At 34.1% G+C, this 15,235-nt stretch carries 12 protein-coding genes and 4 pseudogenes; 10 read left to right on the plus strand and 6 right to left on the minus strand.

The window, feature by feature from the left end; all coding sequences use genetic code 11:
• Positions 1-14 precede the first annotated feature (14 nt).
• Positions 15-997, plus strand: a pseudogene (locus R0F62_RS02750) (IS4 family transposase); the annotation flags it as partial.
• 193 nt (positions 998-1,190) lie between these two features.
• Here the strand turns inward: R0F62_RS02750 and R0F62_RS02755 are convergent.
• A pseudogene (locus tag R0F62_RS02755) lies at positions 1,191-2,122 on the minus strand (IS110 family RNA-guided transposase).
• Between the two features lie 216 nt (positions 2,123-2,338).
• On the opposite strand from R0F62_RS02755, the pseudogene R0F62_RS02760 reads away from it, so the two are divergent.
• The 4 genes and pseudogenes from R0F62_RS02760 to R0F62_RS02775 all read left to right on the plus strand — a co-directional run.
• Positions 2,339-2,746: pseudogene (locus R0F62_RS02760) on the plus strand (IS4 family transposase); the annotation flags it as partial.
• Between the two features lie 157 nt (positions 2,747-2,903).
• On the plus strand, positions 2,904-4,517 hold the full coding sequence (locus R0F62_RS02765) for a hypothetical protein (protein WP_274979004.1): 1,614 nt from the start codon (positions 2,904-2,906) through the stop codon (positions 4,515-4,517).
• A gap of 177 nt (positions 4,518-4,694) precedes the next feature.
• Positions 4,695-5,042, plus strand: a complete 348-nt coding sequence (locus tag R0F62_RS02770; protein ID WP_022626382.1) for an IS630 transposase-related protein — start codon at positions 4,695-4,697, stop codon at positions 5,040-5,042.
• Positions 5,043-5,209: 167 nt separating this feature from the next.
• Complete coding sequence (locus R0F62_RS02775) at positions 5,210-5,545, plus strand: transposase (protein WP_049973597.1); 336 nt, start codon at positions 5,210-5,212, stop codon at positions 5,543-5,545.
• Between the two features lie 416 nt (positions 5,546-5,961).
• Here R0F62_RS02775 and ubiB read toward each other — a convergent pair whose 3' ends face one another.
• Together ubiB and R0F62_RS02785 are read right to left on the minus strand one after the other, a co-directional pair.
• On the minus strand, positions 5,962-7,392 hold the full coding sequence (ubiB, locus tag R0F62_RS02780) for a 2-polyprenylphenol 6-hydroxylase (protein WP_274979005.1): 1,431 nt from the start codon (positions 7,390-7,392) through the stop codon (positions 5,962-5,964).
• Positions 7,389-8,129: a metal ABC transporter ATP-binding protein gene (locus R0F62_RS02785; protein WP_038199232.1), complete on the minus strand. Its 741-nt coding sequence runs from the start codon at positions 8,127-8,129 to the stop codon at positions 7,389-7,391. Before R0F62_RS02785 ends, ubiB begins: the two co-directional genes overlap by 4 nt.
• Between R0F62_RS02785 and R0F62_RS02790 the strand changes: the two genes are divergently transcribed.
• Positions 8,121-9,002, plus strand: a complete 882-nt coding sequence (locus R0F62_RS02790; protein ID WP_274979006.1) for a zinc ABC transporter substrate-binding protein — start codon at positions 8,121-8,123, stop codon at positions 9,000-9,002. The genes R0F62_RS02785 and R0F62_RS02790 overlap by 9 nt on opposite strands.
• 224 nt (positions 9,003-9,226) lie before the next feature.
• Here the strand turns inward: R0F62_RS02790 and R0F62_RS06760 are convergent.
• A pseudogene (locus R0F62_RS06760) lies at positions 9,227-10,070 on the minus strand (IS5 family transposase).
• On the opposite strand from R0F62_RS06760, the gene R0F62_RS02805 reads away from it, so the two are divergent.
• Positions 9,966-10,256, plus strand: a complete 291-nt coding sequence (locus R0F62_RS02805; protein WP_233641017.1) for a hypothetical protein — start codon at positions 9,966-9,968, stop codon at positions 10,254-10,256. The pseudogene R0F62_RS06760 and the gene R0F62_RS02805 overlap by 105 nt on opposite strands.
• A gap of 188 nt (positions 10,257-10,444) precedes the next feature.
• On the opposite strand, the gene R0F62_RS02810 is transcribed toward R0F62_RS02805, so the two are convergent.
• Both R0F62_RS02810 and rpmG read right to left on the minus strand, forming a co-directional pair.
• Positions 10,445-10,720 carry a helix-turn-helix domain-containing protein gene (locus tag R0F62_RS02810; protein ID WP_274979058.1) on the minus strand — a complete coding sequence of 92 codons (276 nt, stop codon included), beginning with the start codon at positions 10,718-10,720 and terminating at the stop codon, positions 10,445-10,447.
• 25 nt (positions 10,721-10,745) lie between these two features.
• A complete protein-coding gene (rpmG, locus tag R0F62_RS02815; protein ID WP_010082633.1) occupies positions 10,746-10,946 on the minus strand; it encodes a 50S ribosomal protein L33 in 201 nt (66 codons plus the stop codon).
• A 149-nt stretch (positions 10,947-11,095) separates the two neighbouring features.
• Between rpmG and R0F62_RS02820 the strand changes: the two genes are divergently transcribed.
• The 3 genes from R0F62_RS02820 (at position 11,096) to R0F62_RS02830 (ending at position 15,232) form a co-directional block, all read left to right on the plus strand.
• Positions 11,096-12,859: an Rne/Rng family ribonuclease gene (locus R0F62_RS02820; RefSeq protein ID WP_274979057.1), complete on the plus strand. Its 1,764-nt coding sequence runs from the start codon at positions 11,096-11,098 to the stop codon at positions 12,857-12,859.
• A gap of 86 nt (positions 12,860-12,945) precedes the next feature.
• Positions 12,946-14,868: a molecular chaperone DnaK gene (gene dnaK / locus R0F62_RS02825; protein WP_010962930.1), complete on the plus strand. Its 1,923-nt coding sequence runs from the start codon at positions 12,946-12,948 to the stop codon at positions 14,866-14,868.
• A 79-nt stretch (positions 14,869-14,947) separates the two neighbouring features.
• The gene (locus R0F62_RS02830) at positions 14,948-15,232 is read left to right on the plus strand and encodes a BolA family protein (protein ID WP_010962929.1); all 285 of its coding nucleotides are present in this window, start codon (positions 14,948-14,950) and stop codon (positions 15,230-15,232) included.
• Positions 15,233-15,235: the final 3 nt, after the last annotated feature.

Here is a 15,235-nt window from a genome sequence, read left to right on the forward strand (position 1 = left end):
ATTGAGGGTGTAAAATGGCAAGTAAAAGTAGTGAATGGGCTAAAAATGAATTTGGAGATAAAAGGTTAACTGAGCGATTAGTAAAGATTGCTGATATGTTTGACAAAATTACCTGAAAGTTAGATTAATCAAGCATGTGAAAGTTGGTCAGAAGCAAAAACAGCATAACGTTTTTTTCAAAATGAGAATGTAAAAGAAAGTGATATTTTAGCTACACATATTAATAAGACGGTTGAGAGAACAAAAGCTCACAAGAGGGTTCTTGTCATTCAAGATACCAGTTACATTGTATATAATAACCATAAAAAAACAAGCGGATTAGCAAATTTGTCCAGTTATGATACTGCAAAAGGTATTATAATGCATACAGCTCTTGCCGTTAGTATAGAAGGTTTGGTACTAGGGATACTAGATCAAAAAGTTTATTCAAGACCTGAAGAAACTGAGCACCTTAAAAAAAAGAGCGATCGCATTGAAGATAAAGAAAGCGTAAAGTGGTTGGAAACTTTAAGAAAAACAAATAATATTATTGATCCAACTCAAACTGAGACTATAACTGTATGCGATAGAGAAGCAGATATATATGACTTTTTTGAGCTTGCACATAATCTTAATTCGGCAGTGCTAGTTAGAGCATGCAGAGATAGAGCAGTAAATAGAAAATCTCGATATCCTGAAAAAGGTGAGCAGAAGTTATGGGCATTTATTAAATCCTCTCATTGTGCAGGTACGGTAGAAGTTGAAGTTCCTGTAAAAGATAATAAGCCAAAAAGAACAGCACGTTTGGAAGTTAGATTTGGAAAGTTTATGATGAATCCATCTAAGAATAATATTAGGCATAAGACGGAAGAACTACCTAAATTACCACTTTATGCAGTTTATGTTGTTGAGAAAACTCCCCTTCCCTTAAAAAAAACCGCTAGAATGGATGCTATTAACGAATCTTTCAGTTAATACTTTCGATGAAGCTGTTGAAAAAATTAGTTGGTATCAACTATGTTTTTTAAAAATTTTTTTATTTGTGTAATTTTGCAAATTATATGGGCAATAAAAACCCGTTTGTCATAGAAATAGAATTTTATATCAAACAGCTACCACAGCAATTTCTGCTTAAGCTAATGAATATGTGCTTTAAGTCTGTGTGGACGCACATATTCATTAGCCAAATTCAGTTACCGTTGTGAAGATTTTTAAGTATGCAAATTAATTGCTTCTTTAAGTCTTGTATTAGCAATTACTATAATTTTACGCATTAGGGCTGTTATAGCCACCATCTTCTTCTTACCACTTTCAACAAGCTTAGAATAAAAGGCGCCAAGTATAGATTTTGACCTTGTAGCAGCCATAGCGGCTGTAAAGAGCTTTGAACGAACGTTACTTCTACCACCTGTAATCCTTCGGTAACCAACAGCTTTACCACTTTCTTTTGGATGCAGTGCAACTCCGGCAAGACTTGCTACTTCTTTTCTATTTAAGTAACCAAGCTCTGGCATTAAACACAAAAAATCTTGTGATAACTTTTCCAGGAACTGTTTTAAGAATTTTTTGGCGTTGTTGTAATTCGCGGCTTTCATCAATAATCTTTTGTATAGTATCATTGAGTTCGTTTATTTGACTATCGAAAAACTCAATGGTCTTTTGACAGCTTTCTTTTATATGATCATTTTCCGGTGCTTCAAGTCTGCATTTTTCTTGAGTTCTCATTTGCGTAATATCATCACGACGTTGACAAAGTGCAGCCAAAGTTGATTGTTCTGTAGAGGTAGGTACAAATAGAGAGATAGTTCTATGGCGTTCAAATCCATATTGAGCAAGAGCTCTTGCATCTAGACTTTGCTAAAGTTCCGTGAGATAAAATAAAGCTTTTTACTTTACGAGTATTAGCTCGATGCACGGCAATATTTTTGTCGGTAAGAAAATGTGATAAGCCAAGCTCATATTTCCCTGTATTTTCTAAAGTCACTAAAGCATTAGGTAGAATATCTGAAAACTCTTGAAATAATTGTTGCCAACCAGAAGCATTATTATCAAATTCGACAGCATTCTTCTGTTTGTGAATTGCAACGATATTTTTAAATTTTCCGATGTCAATGCCAATAAAATTTTGATAAGATGTAACCATAATAAACCTCGATAGTTTTAGTTAATTTAAGATTGTAAACGGGTGCATATATATGTCCCAAGCAACTATTCAAGCGTATCGAGAGATAGGGCTAGCGTACCTTGATACCAACGGTTGTAATACCAATTTCCTTTCAGTCGCGCACGCCCGCTATTCCTAGTGAGCAGGGTTATCTTTCTCTCTTATCTCTTTTATACCACGTTTTTAACTTACAATTGCCTTAGATGGAAAATAGAGATATTACATAAAATTTTAAATCCGGTCTCAAAGTTGAAGAATGTAGGCTTGGAATAGCAGAAAGACTAATGAGATATCTAACAGTTATGAGTATTATTGCTTGGAGGATCTTCTTTATTACATCAATTGCAAGAGCTAACCCAACATTACCATGTACTACCTTATTAGCTGAAGAAGAATGGAAAGTTTTATACGTTAAAATACACAGAAAACCATGTCCAAGTGTAGTTCCCAACATAAAAGAAGCTGTTTCATGAACTTGGAGGCCATTTAGCAAGAAAAAATGACCCAAAACCAGGACCAATTACTCTTTGGAAAGGATATAAACGTCTCTTTGATTTAGCAGAAGGATGGCGACTTGCTCACGAACTTTATATTTGTGGGTAATAGTAAGTTGTTAGGGGGATCTGGAGATACCGCGGCGGTATGACGTAGGGAAATCTTACTTATTATAGCTATAGTTCTACATGAATTACAAAAGTAATATTTACTAGATCTTAATATTTTAGATCTATATTTTAATAAATAATGAGCTGTAATTAGTATGAATAATCCATTTAAAAGTGAGAACTATAAAAAAAATCTCGATTCTCTGATCAAAGCTGTAAAGCTAGGAAATGCAGAGAAACAATATAACAAAACGTTAAGGGATTTATCTCATGCATTAGAAGGTTTTACAGGTGAGGCAAAAGGTATAGCTGAGTTTGTTATATATACTGACTTGAACAATTATGTAGAACAGCCATTAGGTCTTTTTAAAACATTAATGAATAGAATTTTGGGAAAAAATTTTCCAACCAAGAACAGTAGTATAAGTAATTTTGTAAATGATGAGTTGTCAAGTTTCACTTTAGAAACAGCAGCTAAGTATACAAGAATTTTAAAAAAAATTGATCTCTTGGAACAATTAGAAAAAGATTTCAGAAAAAATAATATTTTAAAAGATTCTTTAAATTTAGAACAAAGTGAAAAGAGTCAAGGAAAAGATAGATCACACGAAGTGAGTTTGGAAGGTAGAAAGCAAAAGGAAGGTACTTTTGAGCTGCGAAAAGAAGAACAGCCGAAAGAAAAATTAGGTGGTAATCGCATGAGGCAAATAAAGCGACCAACAACAGCACCTCCGGCTGCTCCAGATTCGAGGAAGGTACGCTTTAAATCAGAAATATCCTCAGATGGAGAAAGCAAGGCAAAGTCTACATCTTCTTTACTAAAAGGAGCTAATAGTTTTAGTATGCCTGATGCTAAGGAAAATCCTTCTGAGGATTCAGGCTATGAAAGTTCATTAGATCAGGGGTCTGAATATGAAGACATATCAAATTATCAAGAGAAAAAGCAAAAGGAAAATCCTTTATATGAGCAGAGAGAAGATTCAGGCTATGGAAGTTCATTAAATGAAGAGTCTGTATACAAAGAGATATCAAATTATCAAGAGAAGAAGAGTAAAATTTTAATAGAAAATTCGCAGAGTTCAAAATCGCCCAAAGAAGAGCCAATTTATGCAACAGTTCCTAAAGAACATATAGAAGCAAAAAGAGAACGTAAGCAGAAACAACAACCTCAATCCCTCGTACCACCAAAACCACCGCAAGTGCCAAAAAAAATGTTTACTACTGGTCAAGAAGTTAGACAAGAATCGAAAGTGGTAATCAAAGATAAACCTGCAGTACCGCCAAAGCCTAAAAATCTAAGCCGTGCTAATCAAAAAGTAAGCACAGAGCCAAAAGTAGTAGGAGTAATTCTTAAAAAATCAGCTGAAAGAGTACCACTAAAATCTGAAAATCAAGACAATAGGAAATCAGCACAAAAAGCTGCTGGTAAGGCGATACCAAAAATAGCAGCAGCTACTATGAAAGGAGGAGCTAATCGCGAGATGGGCAGTAAAGTAAAGGCATTAAAAGAAAAATTTGAGCAAAATCAAGCAAAAGGAAATGCTAATGTACAGCTTGCTGAAAGCAAAACCACTCCAGCAGCACAAGCGGATATCGGTGTGAAGAAAAAACAATCTCATTCATTTCTAACAGAGAATAAAAGATCTGCAACGAAACACGTAACAGCAAAATCTGATCCAAAATCTCATGTCAGCAAAAATTCCCTTCTCACGCATGCAAATGTAAAGGAAATGGTTGCACAAATTGAGAAAGGAAAAGGAGGAAGATAGTAACATTTGGGAAAAAAACATATGTGTCAAGTCAAGAGATTGTGAGCAAATTTAGGAAATTATAGCTAAACTGACTTAGATTTACCGACAATTTGAAAAACCGTCATTCCGCTAACTATAGTATTTTCAAAAGCGAATGATAAAGGTATAATATGTTTTTTTAAAGTAGGGAAAGCGATGGTATATAGTGTAGATTTAAGGGAAAAAGCAGTGTCTTTGGTAGAAAAAGGAAAGTCAAAGGTTGAAGTTGCAGAGGTTTTTGAGATAGGGATAGCAACACTATATAGATGGCTAAAAAAGAAAGCTACTGGCCAAGGTCTCAAAGCGGTAAAAAGTACTGGTTTTATTCGAAAAATAGATCCAGAAATACTCAAAGAATATGTCAAAAAACACCCAGATCACACACTAGCAGAAATGAAACAAAACCTTGGCTTTGGGATAAGTGCAATTTGGTATAGATTAAGACAGCTAAAAATAACCTTTAAAAAAAGTCACATTCTATCAAGAGCGCAATCAAGAAGATAGGCAGCAATTTATCGATAAAGTCTCAAAAATAGACCACTGTAGCATTTTATATATAGATGAAGCAGGAGTTGATAATAGACTATACCGAGAATATGCACGAGCTCCAAGAGGAGAAAAAATATATGCTGATGTTCCAGGAAAAAAGCGGGAAAGAGTGAGTATAATAGGTGGATGAGAAGTTTATTGCACCAATGACCTTCACAGGAGGGTGTAATAAAGATATATTTAATGTATGGTTAGAGCGAAGATTACTTCCACAATTACAGCGTGATACAACCATAGTTATGGATAATGCTACATTCCATAAAACTCCCAAAACAAAGTCATTAATAGAGTCTTTTGGCTGTCATTTGCTTTATCTTCCAACATATTCACCTGATCTAAATCCGATAGAGCATTGTTGGCACACCATCAAAAGTTGCCTCAGACCTCTAATGCATCAATGTACAGACTTACACCTTTTAGTTGGTAATACCATTTTAGACGTTTATCATTCGTTTTAGAAAATACTATAGTTGAAATAGCGCAGTTACTCACCCCATAAATTTGGTGCTCTCTTTCAATCAAAGGTGTCTTGCTGCTCGAAATGTTTTCTTTGTAAAAATTTGGCTTATCTTTATATCATCTCATTCAAACAGCATTAACATAACTTATGCCTTTTTTGGATGTAGAAATTTTCTAGGAATTGTCTTTTTGAATTCTATGGTATTTTGTTTAACATTGAAACAAGAGGCCAGTGTCACGCACTGGCATGACACCCATTTGTTCCTATAGTTGTCTTTTCTCGTCTACCTTATTTTGCCACTCTGCTGAACAGATACATAAAGAAAGTGGAAAATTGGACATTCTCAACTCGGCTCCTGCAGATTAAAAATTAAGTTGAATAAAAATTGGATTTGACGCAGTTTTTTCCCATAGTTTAAGAAATTAAAAGTTTAACGATTAGAATTATAATTACAAACCACAATAAAAAATAGACTTTTCCATTTGATTTATTTTTAATTTGGATGTTTTCTAATTTTTTATCAGCTATTAGGTTTAATTTTTCTATAAGGCTAAATATCCCTTGGATTGTTTTTACAGGATAAGAACTTCTAATTTTTTCCCTATACCCTATTTTATTTTCATGTTGACTGCTTATCCACGCTTCAACTACTTTCCACATATTGATTTCTGAGTAGATCTTTCTACATGTCCCTTCCAGTAAAATCATAGTTTTCTGCAGCAATAACAATTGTGTTTGAACTTTCATATCAAAATCACCAGTTATTTTTAATAGCTGAGCAAGTAAACTAGCAAATGAAATCTTCTGTATAGGCTGCCCAATAATGGGTTCACCTATTGCCCTGCAAGCTGTGACAAAATTTCTATGCTGTGATGAAACATAACCAGCCCTAAAGTGCATTTTTGCAACGTGATCATAATCCCGATTTAAAAAGCCTTTGAGTATCTCTATAACGTAATAGCATGTCTCACGATCTATTCTACCCATGATTCCACAATCCAGGGCAATAATATTGTTATTACTATCAACCATTAGATTTCCAGGATGCATATCAGCATGAAAAAAACAATCCCTGTATACTTGATTGCAAAACGATTCTATAAGATTGATAGCTATTTGCTTACGATTATTCAGTTTTTCAACTTCGTATATTGGCGTTGCTTCTATCCATTCTAATGTTAAAACCTTTTTCGAAGTTCTATTCCAATCTATTTCAGGTACGTAAAAACCTCTGTCATTTTTTGTGTTTTCCTTTAGTTCCGAAGAGTGAGCAGCTTCAAAACGTAGATCTAACTCTAATCGGCAAATTTCAGCAAAAGTTTTGACTAATTCAATTGGCCTCAGCCTTTTTGATTGTTCGCTAAATTTTTCTGCAATTTCTGCAAGCCAAGAAAGCATTTTTATATCCCTTGAGAATGTTTTCTCAATATTTGGCCTTAAAACCTTCACAGCAACTTCCTTACCCTCAGTTGTAACCGCTCTATGCACCTGAGAAATCGATGCTGCTGCAATTGGCTTTTCAGAAAAGCTTGAAAAAATGTCGCTCAATTTACAATTAAACTCACTTTCTATAGTTTTAACTGCTATTTTATGTGAAAATGATGGCAATCTATCACATATCAATAACAAGTGATTTGTTATATCCTCATTTAAAACATCAGTACGTGATGAGATAGACTGCCCAAACTTAATGAACACCGGACCTAATTTTTCAAGAGCACACTTTAGCTTGTGGCCTTGTATTTTATTTATTGATTTTTTTGATGGTGGAAGTAAATAAGGTAATATATTGTAACGCGTCAGCACCGTAGTTATGTGCAGAAGACGCAAAATATTTTGAATCATTTCGCTGCGTAACTGCTAAATATTTCATTTAGGGTTCTATTTTTCATAATCTCATCAGGCTTGCCTTGGCAATAGATAGTATTATTTATACAAATTATGTAATCTGAGGATGGTAGAGCAGAGTTAAGATCATGAGAAGTCATAAGAATCGATACCAATCGTTTTTTTGCTATTTTATTTATAATATCATAAAATTTAGCCCGCGCGTTAATATCCATTGCACTAACTGGTTCATCTAGAATGATCAAGTCAGGCTCTGCAATTAAACAACGTGCAAGCAGTAATAATTGTGTTTGCCCTGCAGAAATTTCTAACACTTGATTTTTCAAAATGTTACCGATACCAGCCAACTCTATCGTTTCTGTAATAATGGATTGATTTTTCTTTAGTCTTTTCAAGGAGCTATTTAAAAGAAAATATTCAACTGTTATTGGCATCAAATTACTAATACTAAAATTTTGCGGCATGTAGCTAATTTTTGTGTTCTCAGCTAACACAATATTTCCAGTATAATTTTTATTTATACCAGCAATTGCTTTCACTAAAGAGGTTTTACCTCCACCATTTGGACCAAGTATTGTAATTATGTCTCCTCTTTCCATGAACATATTGATATTGTCAAGGATTCTTTTACCATCATATGCGAGAGCAAGATTTTCTATTTTTAGAACACGATTATTGACATTATTCAATTTATTGACAAAATTTAACTTCTTCTCAACGTTTATATGGGACATTTACTGGCTTTTTTTCTATTACTTTCACTTACACTATACTATAATATTGCCTTTTCATCCAATTTAAAAGTTGTAGCTACAATCAAACCTATCCACTCACTTGTAGCTTCTGTTACAGAAGGGATTTTAGAACCGGAATTGCTTGGCTATGCAACATCTGCACATAATTATATATTAAAGCCATCTGATGCGAGTAATTTAGAATCAAGTGACGTTATATTTTATGTTGACGATAACTTAGAGACGTTTGTTCAAACTTTCGCCAAAAATAATAAAGAACTAGTGCAATTGTCAAAGGCAATCAACCTACTTCCTACTCGGCCACATTCATTTTCTAGAAAAATCACTCACATTCAAGATGAAAAAGATTTACACATGTGGCTGAGTCCCGAAAATGCAAAGAGCATGATACTTTCTATAAGTGCAACATTGTCTGACATAGATAAAGGAAATTCCCATCGATACAGTTCTAATGCAACAAAAGCTATAAAAAAAATAGACCAAGAAGTAAAAGAAATCATGAAAGAACTGAATGATTTTAAAAATCAAAAATACATCGTTACTCATGATGCTTATCAATATTTTGAAAAATATTTCGGTCTAAATCATCCAAGCGCTATTCTTTCCATAGAAGAGGATTCTTACATAGGTATGAAGAGTTTAATGAAGCTAAAAAAGATAATGAAGGAAGAAAACGTTAAATGTATATTTGCTCATTCACAGGAAGATAGCATAAAGCCTAACGCCCTTTCTAATGACGCAAAAATGGTAGTTCTTGATCCTATTGGATCAGACATAGAGCCTGGAAAAGATGCATATCTAGCTATAATCAATAGCATTGCACAAAATTTTAAGTCTTGTTTTGTTGAGTAATAAGTTCCCTTTTAGCTTACTGTTTTATTGTTCTACAAATCAAGAAGAAGTGAGTTTACAACAAATGGTGTCATTCCAGTCTGGAATCCAGCTTTTTCATAATCATCAAAACGTTGTATTTTAACATAAAATGGCTGCTTTTATGCTTACTAACTTAATAAAATTCCTGGATCCCAGTGGGCTTTGTTGCATCACACTTTATGAGATGGTGATTTATGGTAAATTCATGTAACTATCTCAAATTTAGCCATACCAATATCAGTGAATTTATTAAGCAAATAGCATTTAGTTCTTTTTCTCGATTTATCTCAGATTTATTCCTAAAACTAAATCCGAATATTTGCTTTAATCTTGACAAAAACCCTTCAATATAAGATCTTTTCCCATAATTTACTTCTTTTTTCCATTCTTTCATGCCATCTTCACCGTATAATTTTATTAACCTAATAGCAGCATTCCTGTCAGACATATAATCTATTTCTGGATGTTCTGCCGCATTGTTTATTGGTGGAATTTTTGTCTTTATATCATATTCGTTACACAACTTATAAAACTTGTGCCTATCACATGCTCTATCTGCATATAGTGCTTTTATGGCATGCTGAAAATCAACTTCTTTTAGCAAATCACAAGCTCCATAGTGATCAGCCGTTACTGTATTTTACAGCTATGGCTTTTTTGTTGTTTATATTCAACATTACGTGCAATTTTCTCGTTTGCTCATAGCCACGATATTTTCTGTCAGTGCTATTTTCCTTGCTGTGTGTTGTTGTATATACTAATTCCTGTACTGTCTATAGCAATTTCGATATCTTCCATATTATTTTCTGCAATCATTTATCTTAATATTAAGTTTCTTTTGATGCTTGTGAATAGCTGCAAATCTCTTCCTATTTGTTGCAAATACCCTTTTATAAACCCGACTGTTTGTCTTAAACCAATTCTAAAGAAACTGACGATTATATGCACCAAAATCACAACTTTATCACTATAAATATAGTTGCCGCCCTGCATTTTTGGACAATTCTCGTACCAATTTTCTATGGCGTCATTGATATAACAAAAAATGCTTCCTCTTTCTTGGAGAAATTTGTTATATTCATGGCAGTTACTGACTCTCATTTTTTGTGGCATATTTTTTCTTCAACAGTTAAATGGCTATTTATAATGAATTTTGTCAGTAACTGCCAGTTTTTTTCACTTGAGCGATGCAACAAAGCCATCCCAGTGTCAAGCACTGGGATGACATCGTAGGGGTGCTGGCCTGATAACCGTCATCCCGCTACTTGTTAGCGGGATCTAGAGATACCGCGAATGAATCGCGGTATGACGGTTCGCGGCGGCATGACGATAAGGTTTATACCTTGTCATCCCAGTGCTTGACACCGAGATTGATTTATCTTGTCTACCTTATTTTGCCACTCCGCTGAACGGATACCATATTATGCAGGTTTAGAATTATGCTTTATTCTTACGTTTATGTCTTGGCCCAATACAATCAATAAGTTAAGCAAGTATCCTAAGGAGAACCCTTCGATTTTTGACCTATTGATTTGAGATACTTTAGGTTGATCAATCTTTAGAGCGTTTGCTGCTTTTTTCTGTGTTGTGTACTTCTTACTTATTAATTGTGCAATGACCTTTATTAATTTCAGTTTTGTATCTTTCACATCCCCCAACTCTACTATTATAGGATAACTTAATTGTAAATTTTGCATAATAATAAAATTCCTTATAAAAAAATTACTTTAGTTTTTCTTCTTTAAATAACACATGCCTTCTGACTACTGGGTCATACTTCCTAAACTCCAGTTTTTTGGTGAGCTTTTTTGGATTACGCTTTTTTACATAAAAATAGCCAGTTGATTTTTCTTCACCAGTTTTTGTTATCTTGATTGCAGTGCTGACTAACTTAACGAGCAAAGAAGCATTTTTTTTCGCCATACTTATAATGATATAATAAATTCTATGCGAGTTTATTACGCAAAATACTAAAAGTCAATCGAATAATGCAGATTGCAAAATCCTTGACAATCAACAGTGCATTAAGTAGCATAAAGTTAACTTCAGAATAAAAAGCAAACGGTAAATAAGTGACAAATAGTGGTAAAAGGGTATTATTGATAGAAAATTCTATCTGCTCTAATGAGGTAAGAGTTGCCTTGTCAATTAATAACAAGGTTGTAGAATTTGAACAAGAATTCAAGGAAAAAAAACAATTAAGAGGTAATATATACGTTGCTTATATAAAGCGTATAGAGCCTTCTTTGCAAGCCGTATTTATTGAATATGGGAAAAATAAGCAAGGTTTTTTGTCTTTTTCCGAGATATCTCTAGATTACTTCAACATTCCAGAAAAAGAAAAGGAAACTATCTTTGAGGGCTACTCAAATGACGATTGTATAGAAGAAGCCTCAGCAAATGTTTCTTCAGATTCTGCAGCTAGTAAGAATGTCAACGGATCAGGTAGTGGTTTTGTAAGAGAGGTACCTTTATATAAAAAATACAAATTACAAGATGTTATTTCAGTAAATCAAAAAGTATTGGTCCAGCTAACTAAAGAGGAACGAGGCAATAAAGGAGCTTCATTTACAACATACATAACTTTAGTGGGTAGATACTGTGTTTTCATGCCAAATTCCATGAGCAAAGGTGGAGTGTCCCGCAGAATTGAAGATGCTAATGTCAGAAAGCAGTTAAAGGAGATACTGAGTTCAATAAACTTGCCAAAAAGATCAGGTTTAATAGTAAGAACTGTTGGTTCAGGAAAAAATAAGAAAGAAATTGAGCAGGATTACAATTACTTATCCTCATTATGGCAGAGCATTCAAAAAAATGCCTTCTCTGTAAACGTTCCATCATTAATTTACAATGAAGCAGATGTAATTATGAGATCTGTTCGTGATTTTTGTAGCGATGGTATAGAAGTTATAGTGTCTGGAAAGGAAGCTTTTGAGGCAGTTAGGCAATATGCTAACAATGCACTAAAAGGTAGTAAGTTGCGCTATAGATTGTATAGAGGTTATGCTCCGATCTTTACTTACTACGGAATCGAAGATCAAATTTCTGAGTTATATAGCAATAGAGTAGAATTGCCATCTGGTGGGTCTTTGATAATAACTTTAACTGAGGCGTTTGTTTCAATAGACGTAAATTCAGGAAAGATGACAGGAGAAGATAGCATAGAAGAAACAGCTTATAGAACCAACATGGAAGCAGTACCTGAAATATCAAGACAGGTGAATCTTAGGGGCCTATCAGGATTAATAGTAGTCGATTTTATTGATATGTTGAAATATCAGTATTGCAGAGCTGTTGAGTCTGCTATAAAGCAAGCGTTTAAAGATGATAAAGCTAAAGTTCAATTTAGCTACATAAATGACTTTGGTTTAATGGTATTTTCAAGGCAAAGAATTAAACCAAACATACAAGAAATTAATACTACAGAGTGTTTACACTGCAAAGGTATTGGAAGAGTAAAATCAAACGAAGTAATTGTTTCATCAATACTAAGGGATTTACAACATATTGCTAACAAGAATCGAAATAAGTCTTTTGATTTAGTAGCACACAGTGCAGTTATAGCGCACATTTTTAATAACAAACGCAATACAGTTTCTACAATCGAAAAAGAGTTTAATATTACATTGAACGTTAGTATTGATAACAGTTTAGATGTAAATACATTTGTTTTAAAACAAGGAGATGATGTTAATTTAAACGGTTATAAGCCATTACAGAACTCTGGATACCAAATTGGGGATAGCAGCAATGAAGAAGCTGATAATTCAAATAAACTACGAGGCAATTTTTGGCTGACTAAGTGGCTTTCGCGCCTTTTAAGTTCTAATAACTAATTAGAAACCTAAATTGGGCTTGTAATTAATGAGCCCTATACTTATATATTCTTATATCAGATAATATTTACAATGGGGTACTCATTATGGGAAGAGCAATAGGCATAGATCTCGGAACAACAAATTCTTGTGTTGCAATAATGCAGGGCAAGGATACAAAGGTAATAGAAAATAAAGAAGGGGCAAGAACTACTCCATCTATAGTTGCATTGACTTCTTCAGGAGAAAGGTTGATTGGTGCTCCAGCAAAAAGGCAAGCAACCACCAATGCAAGTAATACCTTTTTTGCTACTAAGAGATTAATAGGCCGTCAATATAGTGATCCTGAGATGAAAAATCTAAGTGTACCATACAAAGTATTTGCAGCAAAAAGTGGTGATGCATGGGTTAAAACAACTGATAATAAAGAATATTCTCCTAGTCAAATTGGTGCATTTATACTACAAAACATGAAAGAGGCAGCAGAAGCTTATCTTGGAGAGGAAGTAAAAGATGCTGTGATAACAGTGCCAGCATACTTCAACGACTCTCAGCGTCAAGCAACAAAAGATGCAGGAAAAATTGCCGGATTAAATGTACTCAGAATAGTAAATGAACCGACTGCTGCAGCACTTGCTTATGGTCTTGATAAGAAACATGGGCACACAATAGTAGTATATGACCTTGGTGGTGGTACATTTGACGTTTCAATACTTGAAATAGGTGATGGAGTTTTCGAAGTGAAAGCAACAAACGGTGATACCCATCTTGGAGGTGAAGACTTTGATAATGGAGTAGTGAGTTATTTACTAGATGAATTCAAGAAAAGTAATGGCATTGATTTGAAAAATGATCCAATGGCTATGCAAAGAATCAAAGAAGCTGCTGAAAAAGCGAAAATTGAATTATCAAGTGCAATGGAAACGGAAATAAATCTACCGTTTATTACAGCTGATGCAAGTGGTCCAAAACACTTAAATATGAAATTAACGAGAGCAAAACTTGAAAGCTTAGTGAATGATTTAATCGAAAGAACTATGGCTCCTTGTAAAAAAGCTCTTGAGGATGCTGGTTTATCTGCTAGTCAAATTGGCGAAGTGGTTCTTGTTGGTGGCATGACTCGTATGCCAAAAGTCATAGAGAAAGTTAAAGAATTCTTTGGCAAAGATCCACATAGAGGAGTTAACCCTGATGAAGTTGTAGCAATTGGAGCTGCAATACAGGCGGGGATCATTCAAGGTGATGTAAGAGATGTGTTACTACTTGATGTGACCCCACTTTCTCTTGGCATTGAAACTCTAGGAGGAGTATTCACTCCACTTATTGAGCGTAATACTACAATTCCTACTAAAAAATCTCAGGTGTTTTCAACTGCAGAAGATAACCAAACAGCTGTTACAATTAAGGTGCATCAGGGTGAAAGAAAACTGGCAGTTGATAATAAGCTACTCGGTCAGTTTAGTTTGGAAGGGATACCTCCTGCTCCGCGCGGAAGGCCACAAATTGAAGTGACATTTGATATAGATGCAAATGGAATAGCACACGTTTCTGCAAAAGATAAAGCTACTGGAAAAGAGCAAAAAATACGCATTCAATCTTCAGGTGGTTTATCTGATAATGAAATAAATCGCATGGTAAAAGAAGCTGAAGAAAAAGCGCAAGAAGATGAAAAGCGCAAAAAGTTTATTGAAGTGAAGAATCAAGCGGATAGCTTAGTCCATTCTACAGAAAAGTCTCTGACAGAGTATGGTGATAAAGTTTCACCAGAAGATAGATCTGCTATTGAAAATGCAGTTAACGAATTAAAAGAAGTTAGTAAATCTGATAACATTGATGACGCTGATTCAATACAGCAGAAAGTTACTAATCTTTCTCAATTATCTATGAAACTTGGAGAAGCTATGTATCAAACATCTCAACAAAATAGTGCTGAAAATGGCTTTTCATCAGAAGGAAATCCAAATGATAAAGAGGAAAAAGTAGTAGATTCTGATTATCAAGACATAGATAATAAAGAAGAGAATAAATAATTGTGATCACTTTTCCTGTCATCCGAGTAGCTGACACTGAGATGACAGGAGGAGCATATTGTTGCTTAAAGAAACCATTATGGACATTATTAAGGCAATAGAAGAAAAGATACGCGATTCGATAGATGTAATTGATATCAACATTATCGATGAATCAGCAAAGCATGCTGATCATTATTTTGCTTCATCTTCAACATTACCTTCGCACATTAAATTAATATTAATATCTGACGGCTTTATTGGAATGAGCGTTCTAAAAAGACACAAGTTGATTTATGAGTTATTGAAGGGTGAGATAGAGCTAATACATGCAATTTCTCTTCACTTGTATACGCAAGATGAGTACAATTTAAAAAATAAATAATAA

The organism is Wolbachia endosymbiont of Drosophila aff. chauvacae BK-2020 (genome assembly GCF_032848195.1).
Classification (GTDB): domain Bacteria; phylum Pseudomonadota; class Alphaproteobacteria; order Rickettsiales; family Anaplasmataceae; genus Wolbachia; species Wolbachia pipientis.